The sequence below is a fragment of the Nitratireductor mangrovi genome (genome assembly GCF_007922615.2).
Lineage (GTDB): Bacteria > Pseudomonadota > Alphaproteobacteria > Rhizobiales > Rhizobiaceae > Mangrovimarina > Mangrovimarina mangrovi.
This window is the reverse complement of sequence record NZ_CP042301.2, coordinates 2,306,245-2,331,442: the sequence shown is the minus strand read 5'-3', so window position 1 is coordinate 2,331,442 and position 25,198 is coordinate 2,306,245. Positions and strand designations below refer to the sequence as shown.

At 64.1% G+C, this 25,198-nt stretch carries 22 protein-coding genes; 10 read left to right on the top strand and 12 right to left on the bottom strand.

Annotation, left to right across the window (positions count from 1 at the left end; genetic code table 11):
• The first annotated feature begins 91 nt into the window (after positions 1-91).
• Positions 92-1,096 carry a helix-turn-helix domain-containing protein gene (locus FQ775_RS11395; RefSeq protein ID WP_167812919.1) on the top strand — a complete coding sequence of 335 codons (1,005 nt, stop codon included), beginning with the start codon at positions 92-94 and terminating at the stop codon, positions 1,094-1,096.
• A gap of 48 nt (positions 1,097-1,144) precedes the next feature.
• Here the strand turns inward: FQ775_RS11395 and FQ775_RS11390 are convergent, their stop codons facing one another.
• Positions 1,145-2,347, bottom strand: coding sequence for a pyridoxal phosphate-dependent aminotransferase (locus FQ775_RS11390; protein WP_146300617.1), 1,203 nt, complete (start codon positions 2,345-2,347; stop codon positions 1,145-1,147).
• A gap of 246 nt (positions 2,348-2,593) precedes the next feature.
• On the opposite strand from FQ775_RS11390, the gene FQ775_RS11385 reads away from it, so the two are divergent.
• The 3 genes from FQ775_RS11385 to FQ775_RS11375 all read left to right on the top strand — a co-directional run bounded on the left by FQ775_RS11385 (position 2,594) and on the right by FQ775_RS11375 (position 5,085).
• A complete protein-coding gene (locus FQ775_RS11385; protein ID WP_146300616.1) occupies positions 2,594-3,505 on the top strand; it encodes an EAL domain-containing protein in 912 nt (303 codons plus the stop codon).
• 52 nt (positions 3,506-3,557) lie between these two features.
• Positions 3,558-4,376 (top strand): EAL domain-containing protein, encoded by an 819-nt coding sequence (locus FQ775_RS11380; RefSeq protein WP_146300615.1) that lies wholly within the window; start codon positions 3,558-3,560, stop codon positions 4,374-4,376.
• A 91-nt stretch (positions 4,377-4,467) separates the two neighbouring features.
• Positions 4,468-5,085, top strand: a complete 618-nt coding sequence (locus FQ775_RS11375) for a glutathione S-transferase family protein (protein ID WP_146300614.1) — start codon at positions 4,468-4,470, stop codon at positions 5,083-5,085.
• 38 nt (positions 5,086-5,123) lie between these two features.
• Here the strand turns inward: FQ775_RS11375 and FQ775_RS11370 are convergent, their stop codons facing one another.
• Positions 5,124-6,035 carry an NAD(P)-dependent oxidoreductase gene (locus FQ775_RS11370; protein WP_146300613.1) on the bottom strand — a complete coding sequence of 304 codons (912 nt, stop codon included), beginning with the start codon at positions 6,033-6,035 and terminating at the stop codon, positions 5,124-5,126.
• A 147-nt stretch (positions 6,036-6,182) separates the two neighbouring features.
• Positions 6,183-6,395 carry a cold-shock protein gene (locus FQ775_RS11365; protein WP_146300612.1) on the bottom strand — a complete coding sequence of 71 codons (213 nt, stop codon included), beginning with the start codon at positions 6,393-6,395 and terminating at the stop codon, positions 6,183-6,185.
• A gap of 323 nt (positions 6,396-6,718) precedes the next feature.
• On the opposite strand from FQ775_RS11365, the gene FQ775_RS11360 reads away from it, so the two are divergent.
• On the top strand, positions 6,719-7,030 hold the full coding sequence (locus FQ775_RS11360) for a hypothetical protein (protein WP_146300611.1): 312 nt from the start codon (positions 6,719-6,721) through the stop codon (positions 7,028-7,030).
• Positions 7,031-7,053: 23 nt separating this feature from the next.
• On the opposite strand, the gene FQ775_RS11355 is transcribed toward FQ775_RS11360, so the two are convergent.
• From FQ775_RS11355 to FQ775_RS11345, 3 genes are all read right to left on the bottom strand, one after another.
• Positions 7,054-7,650 carry a methylated-DNA--[protein]-cysteine S-methyltransferase gene (locus FQ775_RS11355; protein ID WP_432420058.1) on the bottom strand — a complete coding sequence of 199 codons (597 nt, stop codon included), beginning with the start codon at positions 7,648-7,650 and terminating at the stop codon, positions 7,054-7,056.
• 86 nt (positions 7,651-7,736) lie between these two features.
• The gene (locus tag FQ775_RS11350) at positions 7,737-8,621 is read right to left on the bottom strand and encodes an alpha/beta hydrolase family protein (protein WP_146300609.1); all 885 of its coding nucleotides are present in this window, start codon (positions 8,619-8,621) and stop codon (positions 7,737-7,739) included.
• A 116-nt stretch (positions 8,622-8,737) separates the two neighbouring features.
• Positions 8,738-9,403 carry a glutathione S-transferase family protein gene (locus FQ775_RS11345; RefSeq protein ID WP_146300608.1) on the bottom strand — a complete coding sequence of 222 codons (666 nt, stop codon included), beginning with the start codon at positions 9,401-9,403 and terminating at the stop codon, positions 8,738-8,740.
• Between the two features lie 113 nt (positions 9,404-9,516).
• On the opposite strand from FQ775_RS11345, the gene FQ775_RS11340 reads away from it, so the two are divergent.
• Positions 9,517-10,002 carry a MarR family winged helix-turn-helix transcriptional regulator gene (locus FQ775_RS11340; protein WP_146300607.1) on the top strand — a complete coding sequence of 162 codons (486 nt, stop codon included), beginning with the start codon at positions 9,517-9,519 and terminating at the stop codon, positions 10,000-10,002.
• 128 nt (positions 10,003-10,130) lie between these two features.
• On the opposite strand, the gene FQ775_RS11335 is transcribed toward FQ775_RS11340, so the two are convergent.
• Positions 10,131-10,367, bottom strand: coding sequence for a DUF1344 domain-containing protein (locus FQ775_RS11335; RefSeq protein ID WP_146300606.1), 237 nt, complete (start codon positions 10,365-10,367; stop codon positions 10,131-10,133).
• Between the two features lie 278 nt (positions 10,368-10,645).
• Between FQ775_RS11335 and FQ775_RS11330 the strand changes: the two genes are divergently transcribed.
• Both FQ775_RS11330 and FQ775_RS11325 read left to right on the top strand, forming a co-directional pair.
• The gene (locus tag FQ775_RS11330; RefSeq protein WP_167812917.1) at positions 10,646-11,761 is read left to right on the top strand and encodes a helix-turn-helix transcriptional regulator; all 1,116 of its coding nucleotides are present in this window, start codon (positions 10,646-10,648) and stop codon (positions 11,759-11,761) included.
• Positions 11,762-12,242: 481 nt separating this feature from the next.
• Entirely contained in the window at positions 12,243-12,731 is a 489-nt protein-coding gene (locus FQ775_RS11325; RefSeq protein ID WP_146298890.1) for a GFA family protein, read from the top strand.
• Positions 12,732-12,851: 120 nt separating this feature from the next.
• Here the strand turns inward: FQ775_RS11325 and FQ775_RS11320 are convergent, their stop codons facing one another.
• The 3 genes from FQ775_RS11320 to FQ775_RS11310 form a co-directional block, all read right to left on the bottom strand.
• Entirely contained in the window at positions 12,852-13,160 is a 309-nt protein-coding gene (locus FQ775_RS11320) for a hypothetical protein (protein ID WP_146298891.1), read from the bottom strand.
• Between the two features lie 979 nt (positions 13,161-14,139).
• Positions 14,140-15,189 carry a hypothetical protein gene (locus tag FQ775_RS11315; protein WP_146298892.1) on the bottom strand — a complete coding sequence of 350 codons (1,050 nt, stop codon included), beginning with the start codon at positions 15,187-15,189 and terminating at the stop codon, positions 14,140-14,142.
• Positions 15,186-15,734: a hypothetical protein gene (locus tag FQ775_RS11310; protein ID WP_167812915.1), complete on the bottom strand. Its 549-nt coding sequence runs from the start codon at positions 15,732-15,734 to the stop codon at positions 15,186-15,188. The genes FQ775_RS11315 and FQ775_RS11310 overlap by 4 nt, the downstream gene beginning before the upstream one ends.
• Before the next feature lie 432 nt (positions 15,735-16,166).
• Between FQ775_RS11310 and FQ775_RS11305 the strand changes: the two genes are divergently transcribed.
• A complete protein-coding gene (locus FQ775_RS11305) occupies positions 16,167-17,378 on the top strand; it encodes an OmpP1/FadL family transporter (protein WP_167812913.1) in 1,212 nt (403 codons plus the stop codon).
• Positions 17,379-17,540: 162 nt separating this feature from the next.
• On the opposite strand, the gene carB is transcribed toward FQ775_RS11305, so the two are convergent.
• Positions 17,541-21,020, bottom strand: a complete 3,480-nt coding sequence (carB, locus tag FQ775_RS11300; RefSeq protein ID WP_146301679.1) for a carbamoyl-phosphate synthase large subunit — start codon at positions 21,018-21,020, stop codon at positions 17,541-17,543.
• 209 nt (positions 21,021-21,229) lie between these two features.
• The gene (locus FQ775_RS11295; RefSeq protein WP_167812911.1) at positions 21,230-24,463 is read right to left on the bottom strand and encodes an Eco57I restriction-modification methylase domain-containing protein; all 3,234 of its coding nucleotides are present in this window, start codon (positions 24,461-24,463) and stop codon (positions 21,230-21,232) included.
• Between FQ775_RS11295 and FQ775_RS11290 the strand changes: the two genes are divergently transcribed.
• Positions 24,462-25,193: an NAD(P)H-dependent flavin oxidoreductase gene (locus FQ775_RS11290; protein WP_146302126.1), complete on the top strand. Its 732-nt coding sequence runs from the start codon at positions 24,462-24,464 to the stop codon at positions 25,191-25,193. The two genes, FQ775_RS11295 and FQ775_RS11290, sit on opposite strands and share 2 nt — an antisense overlap.
• The last annotated feature ends 5 nt before the right edge of the window (positions 25,194-25,198 follow it).

Sequence of the window (25,198 nt, the reverse complement as noted above, 5' to 3'; positions counted from 1 at the left end):
GCGTTCAAGTTGCGACGATCCGCCGGAAGGCGCTTGGCCGAGGGCGCACAAATCTGTGCCGGGGACGAACGGTGTCGGGAGGAGCCGATCCATGGGAAACGAGATCTCAGAGGCGTCGCGGCCATCGCTCGATTGGGGCCACGTCTGGGACACGCGCGATGTCAGGGCCGCCGAAGCTTTCGACTATTATCGCGAAGGCATCTGCCAATCCTTCATGGAACTGGTGCCGGAGGCCGAAGCAGGTCGCCGGCGCGCCTTCTCGGCACGGGTGGAATCGCATCCGCTCGGCGAGGGCGCGGTCAACCGGGTGCATGCGACGTCGCATCTCGTTCTGAGGACGCGGCGCGAGATCGAGCGTTCTCCGCGCGAATGCTTCTATCTTAACCTGCAACTCGGCGGCGAGTGCCGCATCGCGCAGGCAGGCGCCGAGATCGCCTTGCGGCCTGGTGATGTCGGCATCTTCGATTCCGGCCGGCCGTTCGCGCTCGAACACCGGAAGTTGCCGTCGCTGGGCGTCGCTTCGTTCTGGGTCCCGAAGGATGCGCTTGGGGAGCGGCTGAGCGCGCCACTGCCGGAGGCGCCGCGGATCGTCTCGCGCGAGCCGGTGCTGGGCGGGCTGATCGCGGAGACTGCGCGCTCAATCCATGACGGGTTCGGCCATCTCGGCGAGGCGTCAAGTGGGCGGCTGTTTTCGATGCTGCTCGACCTCACGGCGATGGCACTCGGCCACGAAACCGGTACAGATGTTTCGCGGCTGCCCTCGCGTCGCGACGCCCAGTATCTGACGCTTTGCCGGTATGTGCGGCGCAACCATGCCGATCCTGGCCTGGATGCGGCGCGCTGCGGCCAGGCACTCGGCATTTCGCCGCGTTATGTGCAGAAGCTCTTCGCGCTCAACGGCACGACGCTCGGTGCCTTCCTGCTGGAGACGCGGCTGCACGCCGCGGCGACAATGCTGCGCGCGGCGGCCAATTCGCATCTGCCGGTCACGTCGATCGCCTTTTCCTGCGGTTTTTCCGACCTGTCGCATTTCGGCCGAGCGTTCCGCCGCCGCTACGAAACGACACCGGGCGAGTGGCGCCGCCGGCTGCACTAATCACGGCAGGCGTGAGCCCGGCTCTGGCGGCCGGGCTTTGATGCGGTTTCAGGTCAACGAGCCGGTGAAACGCTGGATACGGGTACAGGCTTCTTCCAGCACATCCTCCGACGTCGCGTAGGAAATGCGGAAATTCGGGCCGAGGCCAAAGGCAGAGCCGTGCACCACCGCGACCCCTTCAGCCTCAAGCAGTTCGGTGACGAAGTCCTCGTCGTTCCCGATCACCTTGCCCGAGGGCGCTTTCTTGCCGATCAAATCGACGCAGGACGGGTAGACGTAGAAAGCACCTTCCGGGACGGGACAGGAAATGCCGCGCGCCTGGTTGAGCATCGAAACGACAAGGTCGCGGCGGCCCTGGAAGATCGCCTTGTTGCGGGCGACGAAGTCCTGCGGTCCGTCGAGCGCCTCGACCGCCGCCCATTGTGCAATCGAGCAGGCGCCCGAGGTCTGCTGGCCCTGGATCATGTCCATCGCCTTGATCAGTTCGATCGGGCCTGCCGCGTAGCCGATACGCCAGCCGGTCATGGCATAGGCCTTGGAAACGCCGTTCATGGTCAACGTACGCTCGTAGAGCGCCGGTTCCACCTCGGCGATGGTGCGGAAGACAAAATCGCCGTAGGTCAGGTGCTCGTACATGTCGTCGGTCAGCGTCCAGACATGCGGGTGGCGCACCAGCACATCGGCGAGCGCCCTCAGTTCGGCTTCGGTGTAAGCGGCGCCCGACGGGTTCGACGGCGAGTTCATCACCAGCCATTTGGTCTTCGGCGTGATCGCCTTTTCGAGCGCTTCCGGCGTCAGCTTGAAGCCGTTGTCGATCGAGGTCGCGGCGAAAACCGAGATGCCGCCGCAGATTGCCACCATTTCCGGATAGCTCACCCAGTAGGGCGCCGGGATCACGACCTCGTCGCCGGGATTGAGCGTGGCCATGAAAGCGTTGAACAGGATCTGCTTGCCGCCGGTGCCGACGATGGTTTGCTCCGGCCGGTAGTCGAGATTGTTCTCGCGCTTGAACTTCTTCGCGATCGCCTCGCGCAGCGGCACGATGCCGGAAACCGGCGTGTATTTGGTCTCGCCGCGATTGATCGCCTCGATCGCCGCGTTCTTGACGTTGTCGGGCGTGTCGAAATCCGGTTCGCCGGCACCGAGGCCGATCACGTCGCGGCCTTTCGCTTTCAGTTCGCGCGCCTTCTGGGCAACCGCGATGGTCGCGGAAGGCTTGACGCGTGAAAGGGCGTTGGCGAGGAAGGCCATTCGATCTCTCCCTGGGAGCGGTCCGACGCTGCGTCATCGCAGCCGCGTTCCTATTGTCCGAATGTCACGCAAATCGCAAGGCTCGGCCTGTCTCGAGGACAAATATGCGGTGCCGGCGGCGTTAACGATGTAAAAAAGCTCCTGCGCGACAATGGCGGTTGGCTCGGCGGCTGCTACAGGCTCCGGCCACCGACGCGCGGGCGCGGCCCGCGGCGTTCCGACAAGAATCTTCGGAGTTTCCGACCGGTGTCGCGCAGCGCAGGACTGGCCCATATCATCCGACAGGACGACGGCACCTCGGTCGGCGTGTGGGGCGTCTATACGATCAAGAGCGCGTTCCAGCCGGTGTTCGCCTTCGGCGGCGGCAAGCTTTCCATCACCGCCTATGAAGGGTTGGTGCGTCCGTTCCGCGACGGCGAGGGCATGTCGCCCGGCGTCTTCTTCAAGGGCATCCCGGCCATCGACCGCTTCCACGTCGAAACGCTGATGCGCACGCTGCACATCCTCAACGCGGCGCGGTGCCTCGACCCGAAAGCGTCGATCTTCGTCAATTTCGACCCGTCCCTGTTCAGCGACGCCGAGATCGTGGACGTTGCGATCCGCGACATGCGCCTCGTCTTGCATGAGGCCCGCATGCATCCGAGCCGGATCGTGTGTGAAGTGACCGAACAGAAATCTGCCTCGCGCGGCGCGTTGCGCCGCTTCGTTGCCGCGCTCAGGGCGAGTGGTTTCAGGATCGCCGTCGATGATTACGGGGCTGACGATTCCGACATCGCCCGCATTGACGAATTGCAGCCGGATATCGTCAAATTCGACGCGCACTGGATCACGAGGCTCATGGAATCAGGGGCCGGCTTCGGACTACTGAAGGCGATGGTCTCGAAATTTGCCGATCGCGGGATCGAGACGGTCTTCGAGGGGATCGAGGAAACGTGGCAACTGGAACTCGCCGAACAGTCGGGCGCCTCTATGGTACAGGGTTTCGTGCTGGCGCGGCCCGAGATCGCGCCGACGAGCTTTGCGGTGTTCTCGCGCGGTGCGGCCCAGGAGCATCTGGAGAAGTTGCCGCGCGCCGAGGTGAAGGCGCCGGCGGCCGCGCCGCAACCGCGCAGCGGCGGGCGGCGAGCAGCGTTCGGCCGTCGCGTCGCCGGCAAGTAGAGTTGTCGAGCCTCACCGTGCGCACCGCAGCGATCGGGAGGTTGCCCCGGTCATGACCGCCGACTTCTCCTTCAATATCGATGAAGTCGGCATCGCATACGGGCGCTTCCAGGAATTGCGGCTGAAGAGCTGCTATCAGCCGCTGTTCCGGGTCGAGGACGACAATCTGGTGCCGTTCGCCGTGGAAGCGCTGGTGATCGCCTTTACCGCCGGCAAGGCCGTGCCGGCGACGAGCCTGTTCGAACGTGCCGAGAAGTCCGAGCGCGAGGCGCTGGAACGGCTGTGTCGCGTTCTCCACATGCGCAACTACGCCAATATCGGCGTCGACGGCCTCGAGCTGTTCTTCAACGCCGACCCGGCGATGTCCGACGTCGATGTCGAACATCTGGAATGGCTCTTCATCGAAAACGCCATTCCGCCGGGTCTGGTGGTGTGTGAGATCACGGAAGGCGCGGGGCCCGGCCGGGAACGGGTGGCCGCGCTGGTGCGCCGGGTCCGGCAAGCGGGCATGCGTGTGGCGCTGGACGATTTTGGCGCCGGACACTCGACGCCGGCGCGGCTACGGCTGATCAAGCCCGACATCGTCAAGATCGACGCCGTGTGGTTCCAGAAGGCGGTTGCCGATGATGAAGCGCGCGGGCTGCTGCCGGGGCTTTTTTCGCACTTCCACGATCTCGGATGCCGGGTTCTGGTCGAGGGTATCGAGACGGCGGAACATCTGGAGACCGCGGTTTCGGCGGGAGGAGACTTCGTCCAGGGCTTCCTGATCGCGCGGCCCGCGCTTGCCGGCACCATCTTCGACGACGCGCCGGTTGCGCTCGCCAGCCTGGCGCCGGCGCTTGGTCAAGGGCAGCTTGCCGAACGGCGCTGACCGATCAATCGGCTTCATCGTTCGTGCAGAAACTATGATTGGCCTGCCGCTCCGCAGCGGACCATAGTGCGCCAGCAATGAGGGTGACGCGATGATCACGATCTACGGCATGGGCGATAGCGGCAATTGCTACAAGCCGCGGCTCCTGATGGCCAAGCTCGGCCGGCCGTTCCGGCATGTCGAGGTCAACTCCGTCGACGGGTCAACGCGGCAGCCGGAATTCCTGGCGAAGAACCCGAACGGCAAGGTGCCGTTGCTGGAGACCGAAGACGGACGCTTCCTGGCCGAATCCAACGCGATGCTGCTTTATCTGGCCGAAGGCACGCCCTACCTTCCTGGCGACGCTTACGAGCGGGCGCTCGCCTATCAGTGGCTGTTTTTCGAGCAATACAGCCACGAGCCCTACGTTGCGGTGCGGCGCGCGCTCTACGTCTACCCGGAGCGGGCGCATCAGCGAACGCCGGAAAGGCTGGAGGAAACGCTCGCCGGCGGCAACAAGGCGCTGTCGGTGATGGAGGCGCAACTGGCCAGGACGCCGTTCCTCACCGGGGAGAGCATTTCCGTCGCCGACATATCGCTTTATGCCTATACCCATGAGGCGGAACGAGGCGGCTTCGACCTGTCGGCGTTTCCCGCTGTTTCGGCGTGGCTGGCGCGGGTGGCGGCTGATCCCGGACATGTCGGCATGGGCTGGCGCCCGCAAGCATAGGGGCAGAGGAGTGTTTGCCAGCGCTCCTGTATTAACGGTCAGGCGTCTTGCTTGCCCGTGAGCCTCACCCCGTTGGCATTCGCGATGATATCGGAGAGCATGGGGACGTAGTCCTTGCCGTGGCCGGTGCCGACCGCGAGCGCGAAAGCGTTGCGGGCGGCGGCGCCGAGCGGGTTGGCCACGCCTGTCGCGTTGGCGAAGGCGGACAGATAGCTCAGGTCCTTGAGGCCGTTCTCAAGGGCGAATTTGTGCGCCTCGGGGTCGCGATCCAGCACCCATCGGAAAAAGGTCTGGTAGAAGAGACAATCCATACGCCCGCCGCGAATGACCTTGTCGAAGACCTCGGGGCTCAGCCCGGCCTTGGCGCCAAGGGTCAGGGCCTCGGCATAGATCGCCGCATAGCCGAGCGAAATGAAGTTGTTGAGCAGCTTCATCGTATGGCCACTACCGACCGGGCCGGTATGCACGACCTTCTGGGCGAAGCAGTCAAGCACGGGCCGCACCCGCTCGAAGGCCTCTGGCGTGCCGCCCGCCATGACGTCGAGCGTGCCGGCCTCGGCATCGGCGGGCGTGCGGCTCAGCGGCGCGTCGACGAAGGTTATGCCCATTGACGCCATTTGTTCGGCGAGCCGAATGGTGGAGGACGGGTCCGAGGTCGAGCAGTCGCAGATCAGCATCGGTCTTGCCGCGGAGGCGAGACCATCCGCGCCGGTCACGATCGCCTCGACCTGCGGACTGCCGGTCACGCAAAGCACCACGATGTCGCAGGTTTCGGCCAGTTCCCGGGCGGAAGATACCTCCTTCGCGCCGAGCCGCTTCAGGTTTTCGACCGGTTCTCGGTTGCGATGACCCAGCACCTGGAGTTCGAAGCCCTTGGCAAGGATGTTCTTGGCCATGCCGTGCCCCATCAGCCCGACGCCGACGAAGCCTATGCGATCCCGTGATGCCATATCCGATCCCCTTCAACATTTAGGGCGACGATACCCGGCGGGCGCGGCGAGGTCATCCCTCCCCCGCCACAGACGCAAAAGGGCGGGATCAGATCCCGCCCTTTCTCATGTCTCGGTTCTGCGCGACCGCTGTCGCGCCGGCTCCAATCAGCCGGCTGCGGACAGGTTGCCGGCCGAGGAACGGCCGGTACGGCGGTCCTGCTGAATCTCGTAGTTGATCTTCTGACCTTCCACGAGATTGCCCATGCCCGAGCGCTCGACGGCGGAGATGTGCACGAACACGTCCGAGCCGCCCTCGTCAGGCTGAATGAAACCGAAGCCCTTGGTCGCGTTGAACCATTTCACTGTTCCGGTTGCCATGTTGATTTGTCCTTCAAGTCTGCAACGTCATGTGGCCGCGGCGCGGCCGGTGGTATCGAGATTTTGGAGATTGACGTGAGCAAACGCGAAGGATCGCGACCTGCCGTATCGATCGGCCGAAAATTTCAACGGGCCTCATATACCGCTCCGCGCCTTTTCTGGCAAGCTTTTGGCGTTGTCGGATCGGCCTCCTTAGGAGAGCCTTCGGGCGAAGGCCAAAGCCTGAATCCGGGCGTTTTTGCCGCATGCTCGTCGGATTTGGCGGCAAGTATCGGAAGGCTGGCGACTTTAAGGCAGGCGACTACTGCCAACGGGAGGCGAAGATGCGCGGAACCATCTTAATGACCTTGGCGGCGCTTGTTGTCGTCGCACCGGCGCAGGCAATCTCGCGTTACAATTCTGAGACACTGAGTTGCCACCGGGCGCAAACCATCCTGCGGCAGGAAGGCGCGGCGGTCTTCCGCTATGCGTCGAAGCGCAATCCATCGCTGACGCTCTACGACCGCTATGTCGCGCATGGCGGCTATTGTGGCTGGGACGAATACGCCGCAAATGCCTGGGTGCCGACACGCGACGAACCGCGGTGCTTCGTGCGCAAATGCCGCCCGAAGGTGTTCCAGGACGACCATTTCTGACCGCGAAGCGGCCGCCGGTGCGACTAGAACGAGAACGCGATCTGGTCCGGTTGCGGCTCACCGAGCCTGACGCCCTCAAGCGCCAAAAGCCGCATCTTGGTCTCGCCGCCGCCAGGGGCGGAAAAGCCGCCGAGCTTGCGGCCGGCGGCGAGCACGCGATGGCATGGCACCACAAGCGGAACCGGGTTGCTGCCCATCGCCTGGCCGGTCTCGCGCGCCGCGGTCGCATGGCCGGCACGCGCCGCCAGTTCGCCATAGGTCGCGACTTCGCCGAAGCCGAGCTTGAGGGCCTCGACATAGATGCTGCGATGGAAGGCCCTGGCGCGCGACAGATCGAGTGGCACATGCGAGAAGTCGACCTTCTCGCCGGAGGCGTAGCGACGGATATCGGCCACCAGCGCCCGAACCCAGCCGGGCCATGCAGCTTCGCTTCGTACCACAACGCATTCCGCAGGTGCGGTGCGCGAAAGCCTGCGCTCAGCATTGCCGCCATCGTCGCCCGGTAGGCAGACACGGCAGAGCCCGCCGCGTGTCCAGGCGATGCCGAAGACGCCGAGCTCAGTGTCGAATACCGTCCGTCCGCTTTGTGCGACCAAGGCGAATCCCGTGGGAGTGTTCAAGAGTAGACTAGACTAGACTAGCATGGCACAAGCTTCGAACAAAGCGCGAACGCAGCCTTGCTGACAGTTGATGCCAGCCGTCGCAATCAGTCGAATTGCGCCGCGATGAAATCCCCGGTCTTGCCGATGAGTTCGTCGACCATCTCGGTGCCCTGAAAGGCATTGAAGACATGATCCATCGGCCGCACGTAGAGTTCTTCCTCGCCCTCATGATAGTCGAGCAGGACCTGGCCCGAAGCCGGCTGCGGGAAGACGACATCGTCATTGGTGCCGACCGCGACGAACAGCGGCTCGTCGAACTGGGCGATCTCGGCGACGGGATCAACGAGAAACAGGCTTTCGAAAAAGCCGGTCTTGAGCGCGATCTCGGCGCCCCAGGGCAAGGTCGCCTTCACGGCCTCGCCGTCGCTTGCAAGCCCAGCCTTCATGACGTCCGGGCCGAGCACGAAGGTCATCGCCGCGGCGAGGTTGCTGCCAGGCGCCCAGAGCGCCAGTGCCTCGATGTCGTGCCGGGTGCGCGCCGCGACCGCGGAGGCGACCGTGCCGCCCATGCTCCAGCCGACGATCGCCATCTCGTCATCATCGACCTCCCCGGAGGCGGCCAGATAGTCGAGTGCGGCCAGGCCGTCTTCCACCTGGCGGATGACGGTGGTGTCGGCGAACTCGCCGGCGCTTTCGCCAGAGTTGCGGAAATCGATGCGCAGGCTGGCGATGCCCTTTTCGGCCCACATGCGCGCCGCGCGGGCAAAGATGCCTTCCTTGACGGCCGGAATTTCGAGCTCATCACGGCTGCCGGTGAAACCGTGCAGGAGCAGGATCACGGGCGGGCTGGCGACACCGTCGGGCAGGTTCATGGTGCCGACAACCGTCTCGCCGCCGACCTTGAACTCGATCACCTTTTCCGCGGCCGCCACCGGCAGGGCGGTCAAGGCGAGGGCTGCGGCAACGGCAAGGCGGGGAGCGATGGTCATGGCGGAGTTCTCTCGGCGGTGCGGTTTCGTTGCCGCTGACCGTAACACCGCCGGGGGTATGCGCAAGCGTCATCACCAGACGTTTGGCGCGGCCAGGAGGAATGGCGTTCGTGCCGTCAGGCGGCTTGCCGCGCCAAGAGCAGCGAACCTTTGCTGACCAGGAAATTTCGCAGGCGCTCATTGTAGTCCGGCACAACGGCGGTCTTCACCGAGGGCCTCTTCGCCAGTTCACTGCGCCAGCGGAGCACTTTCGTCAGCCCGTCGAAGATGCCGAGGTCGGCCAGTTCGTCGAAGACATCGAAGTAGCGGAAAACCGGTGCGAACACGGCATCGACCAGGGAGAAGATGTCGCCGGCGAAGTAAGGGCCGTCGCCAAGTTCGGCTTCAAGGCGCGCGAATTTTTCCTTCAGCGCCGAAATCGCGGCCAGGAACGCCGATTCGTCGTGGCTGACCTCGAGTGTCCAGATGTCACCGAGGATGGCCGAGGCGAATTCGATCCAGGCGCGATGGCGGGCACGCGCCAGCGGGTTTTCGGGGTGGAGCCGCGGTGTGTGTACCTCGTCGAGATATTCTACAATCGGCGCGCTCTCGAACAGCACCTTGTCGCCGACCTGCAGCAGCGGGACCTTGCCGCGCGGCGAGATCTTCAGGAACCACTCGGGCTTGTTTTCCAGGTCGATGTCGATCCGCTCGAAGGCGACGCCCTTCTCGGCAAGCACGATGGCGGCGCGCTGGACGTATGGGCAGAGATCGAACGAGACGAGGATCGGGGGCGTGGTCATGGTGTTCCTTTCGACACGGACAAAGGCATGTAAATGCAACAGCATCGATATGGATGCGATTGCATTAAAAGTCAATCTTGATGCAGGTGCATTAAATCAATTATGGGTGATGCATGGCAGAAGAGAAGCAAGCGGCAGCAACGCCGCCACACGCGCCCGTTGGCCGTGGCGAAGCGTCAGCCGAAGCCGACGTGGCGGCGTGGATCGCGCTCGCGCGCGCGAACAGGCGGGCGATGCGGCTGATCGAGGGACGGCTGAAGCAGGCCGGGCTGCCGCAACTCGCCTGGTACGATGTCTTGTGGGAGCTGGAGCGGGCGGGAGCCGACGGGCTCAGGCCGTTCGCGCTGGAGCGGCGGCTGCTCTTCGAGCAGTACAACCTGTCGCGGCTGGCCGACCGGATGGCCAAGGCGGGCCTGGTCGAGCGGCGCGCCTGCGCGGAGGACGGTCGCGGCCACATGCTGGCGATTACCGAGCAGGGCCGCGAGATGCGGGAACGCATGTGGGCCGTCTACAGGCCGGCGATCGCCGCGGTGATCGGGTCCAGTTTGAGCTTGGCCGAGAAGGCGGTGCTGGCGGGCCTGCTCGACCGGACCGGCTGAGCCGCACCGGCAATCTGTCAGGCCTGCCGGGTCGTCGCCCGGCGTTGCGACCCGGTGACCGGTCGCGGCCGGAGCGCCCCGGCGCGTGAGGGCCGGCGGAAAAACCGCCGGCTCCCGATGCGGCAAGACTACTTGCGTGCGATCGACACGACCATGTCGCTGTCGTCGGTGGTCACGACCACGCTCGCGCCCGGCTCGATGCCTTCGAGGCTGACGCCGTCGGCGACCTGCAACTCGGCGCCGTCTTCCATCACGATCACCTTGGCGTCGGCGTCGATCGACGACACGATGCCCTCCATCTCGGCGGCGAAGGCGGCGGAAAGCATGGCCGCCGAGGCAATGGCCATGGCGAACAGGGTCTTCATGGGAATGTCTCCATCAATGGGATGCAGTTGCGATATGCCCGCCGCCGGCGCGGCGCCGGCGCTGTGATTGCCGGCGTCACCGTGGCGGACGGCAGCGATCTAGTGCGGGCCGTCTCGCGCGGCAACTGGCTGAAAAATATAAATTTTCCCGGAAAATCCGTCCCGAATTCCGCCGCAATCCGGCGCTTGCGGCCGCCCCGTCGCGGAAGCAGTCGAAGTGCCGCTTGACCGGCGCGGCGCGGGGCGGCGATAGTCGGCGCCGGGGCAGGGGGAAGGGATTGCCGCACGAGAGCGACGACGACAGACTGATCGACGCCATCTACGAGGCTGCGGTCGTGCCGGGCCAGTGGCCGGGCGTGCTTTGCGAAATGACCAGGCTCGGGAACGGCGCCGGCGGCGTGCTGGTGGTGGCGCGCGGAGCCGACCAGACCTGGATCTCGTCGAGCGAGCCGTTCGACGAGATGATCCGCGAGCACTACCGCCAATACAGCGTCGCCCAGGAGCGCACGACGCGGCTGATCGCGGCGCGCCATCCCGGCTTTCTCACCGACCTCGACGTGTTCGCGCCAGGCGAGATGGACGACGACCCGGTCTACCGCGACTTTCTCTATCCGCGCGGGCTCGGCGTCGGCATCGCCACGGCGATCCAGGTGCCGAGCGGCGACACCATGATCTTCCATGTCGAGGGGCACCGCGAAAACGGTCATTACGGCCCGGACCTCGTCGGCCGCTTCGACCGGCTGCGGCCGCATCTGGCGCGCGCGGCGCTGATGTCGGCGCGGCTGTGGCTGCAGCGGCTTGAGGCGGCGATGGCCGTCCTGGAAACGCTCGGCCTGCCGGGCGGGGTGATCGACGGCGGCGGGCGGCTGGCGGCCGCCAACGGGCTTTTCGAGGGGCTGGTGCCGTCGGTCTTCCAGGATCGCAATGCCGGGCTTGCGATGCGCGACAAGGCGGCCGACCGGCTGCTGCAGGACGCGCTGAGGCGCGCCCGCGCCGGCCGCCTCGACGGCGCCGGGCGCTCGGTGCCGGTGCGCCGGCATTCGCCTGCCGACAGCCTGATCGTGCATGTCCTGCCGCTGCGCGGGGCGGCGCGCGACATCTTCACCGCCGGCAGCGCGCTGATCCTGGCGACGCCGCTCGCGGCGCGCGGCGTGCCGGGCGCCGACGTCATCCAGAGCCTGTTCGACCTGACCCCGGCCGAGGCCAGGGTGGCGGCGGCGATCGCCACCGGCGCCACCACCGGCGAGATCGCCCGGCTGACCGGGGCCTCGGTGGCGACGGTGCGCAACCAGCTCAACCGGGTGCTGGCCAAATCCGGCCTCGGGCGCCAGGCCGAACTGGTCGGGCTCTTGCGCGCGGCAGGCGTGGTGACCGGCGGTTTCGACCCCGGCTGATTCGTCTTCGCCGAAATTTTTCGCGGGCGTCGCGTGGCGCGGCAGCCACAGCCGGGCCTTTTCGCCGCGCCGTGTGACGCAAATGCGTCATGCGGCGGCCGCTTTCCGCAGCGATAGTCCGCTCGACGACGCGGCCGGTCCGAGGCCGTGTTCGACCATCCGAGTTCCCGCGGTGCCGACGTTCCCGACTTTTGGGGACGGGCCGCGGAATCCGCTTCCGGGCGGGTGGCGCCAGGTGGGGTGCGCCATCGGGCGCATGCCCGCCGCCCGGAACCGGTTCGCTCTCGCGGGCGAGCCCGCAACCGTTTTTCCGCGAAGGCCCCTGCGGAAGGCGGCGGCGGCGCGCCCGCGGGAGCGGGTTCCTTTCCTCAATCACGGTCATGCGGCCGCCGCTGGCCCAGCGGGCAGGACGGCCTGCCCGGTTGCCGGCGGGCGCCGGCGCTGGTGGTATCGCGGCGCACGCGAACCGGAGACAAGGCCCATGACCGACTGGAACCTGCCGCGCGAGGGCGGCTGCCGCTGCGGCCGGCTGCGCTTCAGCATTTCGGCGTCGCCGCTCGCCACCAGCGCCTGCCACTGCACCGGCTGCCAGAAGATGACCGGCTCGGCCTATTCGCTGACGGCGATGGTGCCGGCCGACGGCTTTGTCGTGACGGCCGGCGAGGCGGTGATCGGCGGGCTGCGCGGGCCGGTCAGCCGGCATCATTTCTGCCCCTCCTGCATGAGTTGGGTCTTCACCCGCATCGCCGGCATGGATTTCGTCAATGTACGACCGACCATGCTCGACGACCCGGCCGGCTTCGAGCCGTTCATGGAGACCTGCACAGCGGAAAGACTGCCTTTCGCGGCGACCGGCGCGGTGCGCAGCTTCGAAAAGTTTCCGCCCATGGAGGGCATCGGGGCGCTGCTGCGCGACTATGCCGAATGGGCGGCGGCGCGCGACCTTGGCCAGGGCGGCGCTTCGTCATAGCGCCCGCGCTGCGGCGCCGTCCCGGCATGGATTCCGGGCCCGCGCCGCGCTGGCCCGGGCTGACGAGCGCAAGGGTCCGGCACCGGCCCGGGATGGCGACATGCAGGCCGGTATCCCCGCTCAGTCGAAGGCGTTGAAGTCCGGCAGTTCGAAATCCGGCGCCGGGTTCGGCGGGTTGCGGGTCGCCAGCCGGTGAATGAAGGTCAGCATGTCGACGGCGTTGCATTCGGCGCGCGCCGACAGGTGGCCGCCGCAGTCATGGGCGACGTTGGCGTCGAGCTTCAGATGGCAGGCGCCGTCGCGGCGGCAGGCGCGGCGCGGGCAGCGTTTCGGCGCGCCGTCGCGCCAGGCGGTGATCTTCAGCGCCTCCTCCAGCGCCGACAGGATTTCGGGCGGCAGGTCGCGGGGATGCAGGGTCGGTGCGTTCATGGCTGGGGGTCCTTTTATTGATCGCTCACGGGTGGATTTATTGCGCTCGCGGCCGAGCGCTCGCCTCTCGGCTCGCTGGCCTCCGCGGGGGCGGGCCAACGGGCTGATTCTTTCCTTTGCGTGCTCCGCTTCGCTGCGCATCGCGGGTGCCCGCTCGGGCTTGCGGCTGACGCCGGGTTCGCGGGTGGGTTTGTTGGCGCTTGCGAGTCGGTACGGCATCGCCGCGCGAATCCTCCCCTGCGGAGCGGGGGAGGGGGACCGCAGGCGGTGGAGGGGGCATATCCCCCTCGCCAGCGGCTCGTGTCGGCGACACTGGCTCGGCCATCGAGCGAACCGCCAGGGCTTTTGCGCCCCCTCCACCACTTCGTGGTCCCCCTCCCCCGTAAACGGGGGAGGATTCGCCGCGACGAAATCGCCTCTCCTTTGTCCATGCTTCATCGCCACCACGCCCGCAAAGTGCGTCTGGTCCTTTGGGAAGCGGGCGCATGACAGCCATCCTTCGCTTCGTGTTGTTGTTTGACGCCTGCCACGCGCCCCGCCGGTGTTCTTGCCCGGTTGTGCAGATGCGCGTTGCCGCCCTTTCGAGACGGCACTCGCAAAGCCGGTGGCCTCGCGACCGGAACCCTGTCGGCCCCGCATCTCACCCTGGGGCCCGGACCTGGGGACTCATCGCCCAGCAGCGTCACCTTTCACGCCACCGGTCCGGCACCGCCTCCGCCACGCTCGCCCGGTTCGCGACCCGCGTTCCCGTGCGGAAGGTGGGACGATGTTAACCGCGCTGGCGGGGGCGTGGATGAAAAGCGAGTAGTGAATAGCGAATAGTGAGTTGGGGCAAAGGGTTGGGGTGAGGGGCGGCGAAAATCGATGCACCGGGGGGCGCCGAGCCACGATTTCGACAAGCAAAAATACAAGCCGACAAAGGACAAGGCGAATAATGATAGAAGTCGTTTCCTAAGTGATAAGAAAACTTAGATAGGTGTTAATGGCTGCTCTTTGCTTCACCACCTTCTGTATTTGCCCGTAATTCCTCAAAGAATAAGTTTCTTTGGTGTATTATCCTCTCTTCGAGGAATTTATCATCTAATGATGCAAGAAATAAAAACGCGAACCCATAAAATTCTTCGATGCTTCCGTGCGCGAAATAAAGCTCCTGATTCTGAAAATTCTCAAAAAGAAGAATCTGATCATCGCCATTAATTCGCACAGTAGACCTTCGGTAAGAAAAAAATCCCAAAATTTTTCTATAGGACGTTCTTGAAAGAGATCTTTCAGTTGCGCCGCTGTTGAAAAGAACTATCTCCCTGAATTCCGGGTCTTCTTCAAACCTTCTGCCGATGTAATGTTTGTTCAAGAATCTATCCGTAAACTCCCCAAATTGCTTCCAAAATGAGAAAGAATAAATCTCTGATCTGTATTCTCCTATAAGTATTCGTACGAGCTCAGCTCTCTTTACGTTCTTATCTCGCGCAGTTCTGTCAAGTTCGTCAACGCATATCTGCGGAATGCTAATTCGAATCGGAACAAGTCGACGCTGAGCGCCGTCTTGAATTATTCCGGTTACCTCTTGATCGACCTCCCTTTCGAAAGACGATCCAATTCGCCAGTGTTCCGCAACTGGCGTCGAAATTCGAGCTAGTTTTCTTGCTCCATCCAAACTCGCGTATGTTATCATTTGCCTGTCACCAAGTAACCTTCCAATCTCTAAACGTAAGAACGGAAAATTTTCTACAGCTGATTTGTATAATTCACTACGTATTTGCATCCGTAGCTTATCCGTGGTTCCTAGCCAGTACCATCCTTCATCGAGAGCAAGACAATAAAGAATCGGATCTCCTATGTTCCTTTGATCGTGCTCTATCTTTTCTATGCGTAAAAAATGCTTTTGCGGTGGGACAATTCGGGTGAACGAAGATATAGTTGTTCCATCCGTTGATGTTTGTACGAAAAAATCACCGTCTTTGTCTGAAAAGATTGGCGTAGCAAACAACGGATAGTTATTATCGGTTACGAAAATGCACATGACTCTCATTTTAAGTGTCCAGATTCTTTCAGTATCTTAATTACTGCCATGTAAACTTGGCCGGCAAAAAACTCTGGTTGTGCGGTGTTAATTATCGAGTACTTTTCAATATATTTCGGGTTCCACCTCTCTATTGATTTAACCCATTTTTCAACGTCAAAAAACCGCTCAGGTACGACGATCCCGGTCAGGCATCCCTTGATCTTAATGGGCTGATTCATCTGTATTTCTATCGCCGACGCGCGCTCATCTGCTGGCGTGCGCGACGCCGAAGTCGGATTCGCTGGTTCGCGGGCGAGTTCGTAGAGGCCTGCGGCCTCAAAATTATCAATGGATATGTTAACATTTTTTCGACTAGATCCAGTAATATACTCATAGTTGCCCTGATAAAGGGCACCGATGTATTTTCTTACGTAGTCGATACTCGGAGGTAACTCGAAATCGTCTATCTTGCTCTCTCTATCGAAAAAATTGTTATACCGTCCAGAGAAAAATGCACCAGTATCGAAGGGAAATATTCGAAATATTTGCGAAAGTAATTTTTGCTCGTCCATTATAAATACAACGGGCCAATCGAAAGACAGCGAATCTTTTGATGCTATCTTAGTCCTATAGGAGGGACGTCCGTAAAATAGATATATCAATTCTTGCTTGAAAAAACTACATTTTCGTGTGGATATTATGTCTTCTGCGGTTATATTATTGAAATTATATGTATTGGTAATATGAACAAACGGAAGTGTGCCAGTTACCGGTTCACATTCATCAACGAACTGTCGCAGTCTATGGTTTGTCGGATTAGGCATGGTAGGCGAATGCTAGTCTAAGCTATCCGCTGTCTGCAAGACATCCCACGACGGACTGGGTGGCTGTCTGCCAGTTCCACTTGGAGAGGTTACGCAGCCGAGATTCCCCCCCCCTAATTTGCCTCTGACTCCCCGCCGTGCCAGAAGTCACACCGGGGTCGAAGTGACGGGCGAGACGGCATGATCTTTTCGACAATGCGCCGGGCGGCGCGGGCGGCGGGCATTTTGCCGCGCGGCGTGGCGATGGCGGCGGCGGTCGCGGCGGGTGCCGTGGCGATGACGGCCGGGCCGGCGGCGGCCGGCGGCTACGACACCGGCGAGCGCGACTGGGAGTTCCTGTTCAGCGAGGCGGGCGTGGCGACGGAGGCCGGCGTGCGCTACCTGGCGCCGCGGCGCACGCTGACCGGCATCACCGGCACGCTGGGCCCGAGCCTCAATGCGCGCGAGGCGGAAGCCTTCGCGGTGCCGCGCGGCAGCCTGGCGGTGCGGCTCGGCGAGAATTTCCGCTGCATGGCGAGCTATCGCGAACCCTGGGGCGGGCATGCCAATTACGGCACGGCATGGACCTATACGGCGTCGGCGGTGGAGCAGCATTTTTCCTCGCGCGACTACGGCCTGACCTGCGCCGCCGGCGCCAAGGTGGGCATGGGGCGGCTGTCGGTGGTCGGCGGCATCTCGGTGCAGGAGGCGAGCTACGAGCTGATCCAGGGCTTCGGGCCGGGGATCACCGCGGTGACCGATGTTTCCGACCGCGGCGTGGCGTGGCGGGCGGGCTTCGCCTACGAGATCCCCGAATATGCGCTGCGCGCCAGCCTGATCTACGATTCGGCCGTCGACTACGACATGACCGGCACCTTCACCGCCTTCGGGGCGGCGCTGCCGGTGTTCGGCGCCATCACCATGCCGCAGTCGGTGACGCTGTCGGCGCAGTCGGGCGTGGCGCCGGGCTGGCTCGCCTTCGGGCGGGTGAAATGGACCGACTGGAGCGTGGCCGACAACATGCCCTTGTGCCCGGTCGGCGTGCCGGCCTGCACGCAGGCGGCCGCCGTCAGCGGGCTGACGCTGCTTTTCAAGGATACGTGGACGGTGACGCTGGGCGCGGCGCACCAGCTTTCCGAGACGGTGGCGCTAGCCGCCAGCCTGACCTACGACCAGGGCGCGACGCAGGGCTTCACCTCGCAGACCGACACCTGGGTGGCGGGGCTGGAGGCGGTGATCTCGCCCGGCGACAATGTGCGGCTGTCGTTCGGCGGCTCGCTGGGGCTGATGACCGGCGGCACGCTGTCGACCATGGTGCTGCCCGGCGGCATCCCCAACCCGGTCGGCTATACGGCAAGCTTCGGCGACGACCTTCTGTGGTCGCTCGGCGGCAAGGCGGTGGTGACGTTCTAGGGGGTGGCTTCAGGCCTGCGCCCCCTCCACCACTTCGTGGTCCTGGCCCCCGCTCGGGCTCCGGGCGTTCGTCGCTTCGATCGACAAATCGTTGTCGATCGATCGCCTTCGGCGACCGCATTCTCACCCCCCGTGAACGGGGGAGGATCGGAGCGCTGAGGCTCAGAAATAATCCTGCAGTTTCCGCACCTCCAGCGAGCCGGCCTTGAGCGCGGCGATGGCCTCGGCGACAGCCTCGGCACCGGCCATGGTGGTGTAGTAGGGCACCTTCTGCATCAGGGTGGCGCGGCGCAGCGACTTTGAGTCCGACACCGCCTTCTGGCCGTCGGTGGTGTTGAAGACGAGCTGGACCTGGCGGTTGCGGATGGCGTCCTCGATATGCGGGCGGCCCTCCAGCACCTTGTTGATCTTCTCCGCCGCGATGCCGTTTTCGGCGAGGTAGCGCTGGGTGCCGCCGGTGGCGAGCACGCGGAAGCCGAGTTCGGCGAGGCGGCGGACGGCGGGCAGCACGCCGGGCTTGTCGGCATCGCGCACCGAGACGAAGAGCGTGCCGGAACGCGGCAGGTCGACGCCGGCGCCGAGCTGCGCCTTGGCGAAGGCGAGCGCGAAGTCGCGGTCGAGCCCCATGACCTCGCCGGTCGACTTCATCTCGGGGCCGAGCAGGATGTCGACGCCGGGGAAGCGGGCGAAGGGGAACACCGCCTCCTTGACCGCGACATGCGAGAGTGCTGCGTCGGGCTTGCCGCCATAGGCGGAAAAGGTCTTTTCCAGCGTCTCGCCGGCCATGATGCGGGCGGCGATCTTGGCGATCGGCCGGCCGATGGTCTTGGCCACGAACGGCACGGTGCGCGAGGCGCGCGGGTTGACCTCGAGCACGAAGATCTCGCCGTCCTTGACGGCATATTGCACGTTCATCAGCCCGCCGACATGGAGCGCCCTGGCGAGCGCCGCCGTCTGGCGCTCGAGTTCGGCGACGGTGTCGGCCGAGAGCGAATGGACCGGCAGCGAGCAGGCCGAATCGCCGGAATGGATGCCGGCCTCCTCGATATGCTCCATGATGCCGGCGACATGCGTTGCCGCACCGTCGGACAGGCAGTCGACATCGACCTCGATCGCGCCCGACAGATAGGTGTCGAACAGAAGCGGGTTCTTGCCGAGCAGGGTGTTGATCTGGCCGGTCTTGTCGTTGGGGTATTTCTGCTTGATGTCCTCCGGCACCAGGCCGGGCACGGTGTCGAGCAGGTAGGACTGCAGCTGGCCCTCCTCGTGGATGATCTGCATGGCGCGGCCGCCAAGCACGTAGGAGGGGCGCACGACCAGCGGGAAGCCGAGTTCGCCGGCGACGAGGCGGGCCTGCTCGACCGAAAAGGCGATGCCGTTCTTCGGCTGCTTGAGGCCGAGTTTCGTCAGGAGCTTCTGGAAGCGGTCGCGGTCCTCGGCGAGGTCGATCATGTCGGGCGCGGTGCCGAGGATCGGGATGCCGGCGCGCTCCAGCGCCTCGGCGAGCTTCAGCGGCGTCTGGCCGCCGAACTGGACGATGACGCCGGCAAGGCGGCCGGCCGCCTGTTCGGCGCGCATGATCTCGAGCACGTCCTCGGCCGTCAGCGGCTCGAAATAGAGCCGGTCGGAGGTGTCGTAGTCGGTCGAGACCGTCTCCGGGTTGCAGTTGACCATGATCGATTCATAACCGGCCTCGGCGAGCGCGAAGGCGGCATGGCAGCAGCAATAGTCGAACTCGATGCCCTGGCCGATGCGGTTGGGGCCGCCGCCGAGGATGACGACCTTGTCGCGCGACGAGACGCGGGCCTCGTCGGCGAGCTTTCCGGCGAACGGCGTCTCGTAGGTGGAATACATGTAGGCGGTCGGCGAGGCGAACTCGGCCGCGCAGGTGTCGATGCGCTTGTAGACGGGATGGACGCCGAGGGAATGGCGTGCCTTCTGAACGTCTTCGGCGTCTTTCCTCACAAGCGAGGCGAGGCGGGCATCTGAAAAGCCCATCGCCTTGAGCATGCGGAAATTGTCGGCGTCCGGCGGCATGCCGTGCTCGCGGACGCGGTCCTCCATGGCGAGGATCGCGGCGATCTGGTCGAGGAACCAGGGATCGATGGCGCACATGGCGTGGATGTCGGCGAGCGAGGTGCCGAGGCGCATGGCCTGCGCGACCATCCTGAGCCGGTCGGGCGTCGGCCGGCCGAGGGCGGCGCGGATGGCGTTGCGGTCGTCGCCCTGGCCGAGGCCGGGGATCTCGATCTCGTCGAGGCCGGTGAGGCCGTTCTCGAGGCCGCGCAGGGCCTTCTGCAGCGATTCGGCGAAGGTGCGGCCGATCGCCATGACCTCGCCGACCGACTTCATGGCGGTGGACAGAACCGGCTCGGCGCCCGGGAACTTCTCGAAGGCGAAGCGCGGGATCTTGGTGACCACATAATCGATCGAGGGCTCGAAGGAGGCCGGCGTGGCGCCGCCGGTGATGTCGTTTTCGAGCTCGTCGAGCGTGTAGCCGACGGCGAGCTTGGCCGCGACCTTGGCGATCGGGAAGCCGGTCGCCTTCGAGGCGAGCGCGGAGGAGCGCGACACGCGCGGGTTCATCTCAATGACGACCATGCGGCCGTTTTCGGGATTGACCGCGAACTGGACGTTGGAGCCGCCGGTCTCGACCCCGATCTCGCGCAGGACGGCGATCGAGGCGTTGCGCATCACCTGGTATTCCTTGTCGGTGAGGGTGAGCGCCGGGGCGACGGTGATGGAATCGCCGGTGTGGACGCCCATCGGGTCGATGTTCTCGATCGAGCAGATGATGATGCAGTTGTCCGCCTTGTCGCGGACCACCTCCATCTCGAACTCCTTCCAGCCCAGCACCGACTCCTCGATCAGCACCTCGGTGGTGGGCGAGGCGTCGAGGCCGCGCTCGACGATCTCGAAGAACTCGGAGCGGTTGAAGGCGATGCCGCCGCCGGTGCCGCCGAGCGTGAAGGACGGGCGGATGATCGCCGGCAGGCCGACATGGTCGAGCGCGGTGGCGGCGACAGCCATGGCATGCGTCATGTAACGCTGCTTGCGGTCGCCCTCGCCGAGGTTCCAGCGGTTTTCGAGTTCGTCGAGGGCGGTATCGAGTTCGTCGCCGGAGAACTTGCCGCGCAGTTCGGCGCGCTCGGCCTCGTGCTTCTGGCGGTCGGTGTTCTTCACTTCGGTGGCGTTGGCGAGCATGGAGCGCGGCGTCTCCAGGCCGATCGCGGCCATCGCCTCGCGGAACAGGGCGCGGTCCTCGGCCTTGTCGATCGCCTCGGCATTGGCGCCGATCATCTCGACCTCGTAGCGCTCGAGCACGCCCATCCGGCGCAGCGAAAGCGCGGTGTTGAGCGCGGTCTGTCCGCCCATGGTGGGAAGCAGCGCGTCGGGGCGCTCCTTGGCGATGATCTTGGCGACGACCTCGGGCGTGATCGGCTCGACATAGGTGGCGTCGGCAAGCTCCGGGTCGGTCATGATGGTGGCCGGGTTGGAGTTGACCAGGATGACGCGGTAACCCTCCGCCTTCAGCGCCTTGATCGCCTGGGTGCCGGAATAGTCGAACTCGCAGGCCTGGCCGATAACGATCGGCCCCGCACCGATGACCAGGATGGATTTGATGTCGGTGCGTTTGGGCATGGAGGCATCCGTTGGTTGCGTTACCCCTCATCCGACTTCGCCGCGCTCAGCCACCTTCTCCCACAAGGGGAGAAGGCCCCGCGCGACGATCTTCGGAATGTCAGGCTAGGCGCGCTCTATAGGGGAAGGAAGGCGGGTAGGGAACCCCTTGCGGTGCGGGCAAGTGCCGCCGTACCCATGGACGCAGGTACCCAGTAAATTTACGGGTTTCAAACCTGCCCTTCCAGAGACTTTTCCAGCAGTTCGATTTCGTCGGGCGTGAGGTCGAACGCCTTGTAGACGAGACGGTCGATTTCACGCTCGGCGGCTTCGATCCCGGCCGTCAGGCGGTTGACCTCGGCGCTGGCCTCCGCATGCAGCGCCTCCCAGCCGGCGCGCTCCTTGACCGGGATCTCCGCCTTCAACGCCCGCTTCACCTCGGCGCGGAACTCGTTGAAGTCGAGTTCGTGGAAGTTCTCCAGCTTGCGGGAGAGTTTGGAGCCGGGGGCGGCGAGGTCAGTGAGGAAGCGGTGAGTGAATGCAAGCTCACAACTCAATCGCGCTCCTGCAAGCCGCGAGGCATCTGCTGACAACGCTTTAAGTCTTTCGTCCCATGAGACTATCGGAAGCGTCTCGACATACTGAACGCGCATTTCATGCCAACCGTTGCGCACAGCTGGTGAAATAGCGGTAAGGTACCACCAGGCAAGGCGAGAATTCAGGAACGCGAGCAATTGCTGGTCATCTGACGGCACAAAGTACGATTTATCATTTGAGAACGCGCCGGTCAGTTCGAGTGAGAACATTCGCTCATTCTGAAAATGCGGATATGAAATCTTGGGCTCCGCAAGTTTCGGCTGATACGCCAGTTGCGCCTGTTGCAACTCCCACCATTCCTGCTTCGTCGCGCGGGCTTCCAGCCTGTCCCTGAACGGCAGCAGCCAGTCGCGGATCGCGGGATATGCTTCGATGTCCACCTTGCCCCTGGGGGTGTTGATGAGCCACAGCCCTTCCGGCTCGACCTGCCAGCGCTTGATGTTCTCGCCCTTGAGGAAGGGCTTGAGCAGTTCTGCCGACTTCGGGTCAGCCGCCACCAGCCGGTCGCGCGTCGGCGTGTCGATGACGAAAGCCTCGTTGAGGCCGGTCTTGATGCCGTAAAGCGGCGCGCCATAGACCTCGCCGAGCGTCTTTCTGCCGTTGACGATCTTGGCGCGCAGGGCGGCGAGCGCGTCGTCCTCGAATTGCCACGAGCGACCGCCGAGTCGCGCGCGCGGCATGGCGGCCGCCTTCTCGGTGAATGTCTGGCCAAGGTCGGGCGGCAGCGTGTCGCCGATATTGAGATAGGAAAGGCTGCCGCTTTGCGCGTCCGGGACACCGATCCCGGCCTTCTTTCTCGCCGTCACGATGGCCGGATAGGTCGTCACGCCCTCGAATATCTGCACGTCGCCGAAGTCGATGACCGCCTCTATGTCGGTATATTCCGACAGGAGCAGGCGCAACTTCTCGCCATAACCGGCGCGGAAGAAGCTCGACGTGGAGATAAAACCGAGGCGGCCGCCGGGTTTGAGCAGCGACACGCCCTTCTCGAAGAAATAGGCGGACAGGTCGGTGCGTTCGTCGGCGACCTTGTAGTGCTTCGCCAGCCACGGCTTGACCGGCTTGAGATGCTCCATACGGACATAGGGCGGGTTGCCGATGACGATGTCGAAACCGCCGTTGGCGAAGATATCCGGGAAGGCTGTCTTCCAGTCGAACGGCCGGTCCTCGGCTTTTGGGTCGTCGATCAGGCTGTTGCCGTCGCGGATCGTCTCGTCGAGTTTGGCGAGCCGGTGCTGACGGCGTGCGGTCTTCAGCCATAGGGCGAGGCGGGTGATCTCGGCCGATTCTACGTTGAGATCGACGCCGTAAAGGTTCCTAGACAGGATTTCGTCGTAGACGTCGAAATCCGTCTCGACTTCGAGATCGTCGAGGCGCTGCGTGACGCGGCGATATTCGGCTGCGAGAAGGTCGAAGGCCGCGATCAGGAAAGCGCCGGAGCCGCAGGCTGGGTCGACAATCGTGAGGCCGCGGAGTTCGTCCAGATAGGCCGTCCAGACAGAGCGCTCCTGCTCCTCTGTCCAAGCGTATTCGCCTTCTTCGTCTGGTCCGTCCAGACCCGCCTTTTCCTTGAGCAGGCGGTCGAACATCTCGCGAAGCGTGCGGCCTATCGTGTGGTCGGCCAGAAAGCGGGTAATGTGGTCGGGCGTATAGATGACGCCTTCGCGCTTGCGTTTCGAAACGGCAGGCTGGTCGCCGCGCAGCTTCTCGATGTCGCTGATCGACTGCTCGAAGATGTGGCCGAGGACATTGACCGAGACTTCCTGCCCATAGTCCCATTCGAGCAGACCGGCCATCTGCTCGGCCAGATGATCGGGTAGAACCACGGAATCGGCCACGGGGTCTTCGGCAAACAGCCCACCATTGTAGGGCCAGACATCGTTTTGCGGATTCGAGCTGGGATTGCCCTTGTCCACCCAGCGAAAGACACGGTTTACGTTCTGCCAGACAGGCTGGGGATCGAAATCGTTCTTCTGACTCACCGCGCGCTGGAAGATCGTCTTGGGCAGCATGCCGTTGCCCGAGGCAAAGGCGATGAAGATGACCCGGTCGAGCAGCTTCTGCGCCGTCTCGATCGCCTGAAAATGATCCAGCTTCGGGCCGTCGGCCGAGTCCTTCAGGAAGGCGACAAGTTCACCGCGAAGCTGGCCATACTCGTCATAAAGATCATCGGTGACTTCCTTGAGGGCCGCGTCCGACGAGCGGAGCAATTCCTCGGCTTCGCCCTCAAGAAAGCGCCTCGCCTCCAACAGAAGCAGCAGCCGCTTGAGCTGGCCCGGCTCGTCAAGGCGCGACAGGTCGAAACGCTCGTAGTTCTCGCGACCGCGCCCGAATCGGTAAAGGCGGATTTCCAGGCAGTTGGAGACCAGAACCCATTTGGCCCCCGGCACGTCCGCCGCGTAGTCCCACGCCTGCTGAACCGGGCTTATGCCGCGCCCCGGCATGATCTTGTCGAGATCGGGCGTGTCGGGACCCTTCATCTCGAAGGGCGCGAAGATACGGTTTCCTTCGCCGGTTGGGAAAAAACGGCCGAGCGCGGCATCCACCGCCTTGCCGCGCAGGGGATGCTCGTAGACGAGGCTGTATTCCGAATCGCCGGAGAAATCCCGATAGCCGAGAACGCCCTTCAGGATGTCGTCGAAGAAGGCGTTGCGAACGGCGGTTTCCTTCTGCTTCTGAAACGCCTCGCTCTTGATGTTGCGCGCATAACGTTCCGCGCGGGCAACCTGCTCGTCCGCAGGCGCAAGCGCCTTTTTGGCAAGCGCATCGTCAAGGGCCTTGGCGACAAACAGCGGCACATGGGCCACGCGCGTTGCCGCGCGCTTGCCGCCGTTGCCCGAGGAGGGGAGATCAACTCCGGCTGCCATGAACAGGTTCATAGCTGCCTACCTAGCAAATTCAAAAACCGGTGTCGGCAGGTTAGATCAGGTTCCTGACAGGTTTTGGTGTCAATGCCGCACCTTCCTTCAGGTGCAGACGGTGGAGCAGGCGCGCGCGGCGCTCGGTGAGGGCGCCGATGTCATCGTGGCACAAGGCACCGAGGCGGGCGGCCATGGCGGCCGCCGGGCGACCTTGCCGCTGGTGCCGGCGGTGGTGGATATCGCCGGCGCGGTGCCGGTGGTCGCGGCGGGCGGTATTGCCGACGGCCGCGGGCTCGCGGCGGCGTTGATGCTGGGGGCCGCCGGGGTTTTGTGCGGGACGGCGTTTTTTGCCAGCGACGAGGCGCTGTCGCCCGAGGGCGCGAAGGCGGTCGCCACCGCCGCGTCGGGCGACGATACGCTGCGCAGTTCGGTGTTCGACATCGCCCGCGGGCTCGACTGGCCCGACGGCTGGAACATCAGGACGTTGCGCAACGGCTTTTCCGACCGCTGGGCGGGCGACATCGATGGTTTGAGAGGCGAGGGGGCGGCGGCGCGCCAGCGCTACGCCGAGGCTGCGGCCAGGGGCGATTTCGACACCGCTGCCGTCATCGTCGGGGAAGGGGTCGGCCTGGTTGCGCGGCGCGAACCGGCGGGCGATATCCTGGCGCGCATGGTCGGTGAGGCCGAAGCGCTGCTGCGGTCAGCGCCCGCCTTTGTGGAAGCGGCCAGGCGCTGATCAGA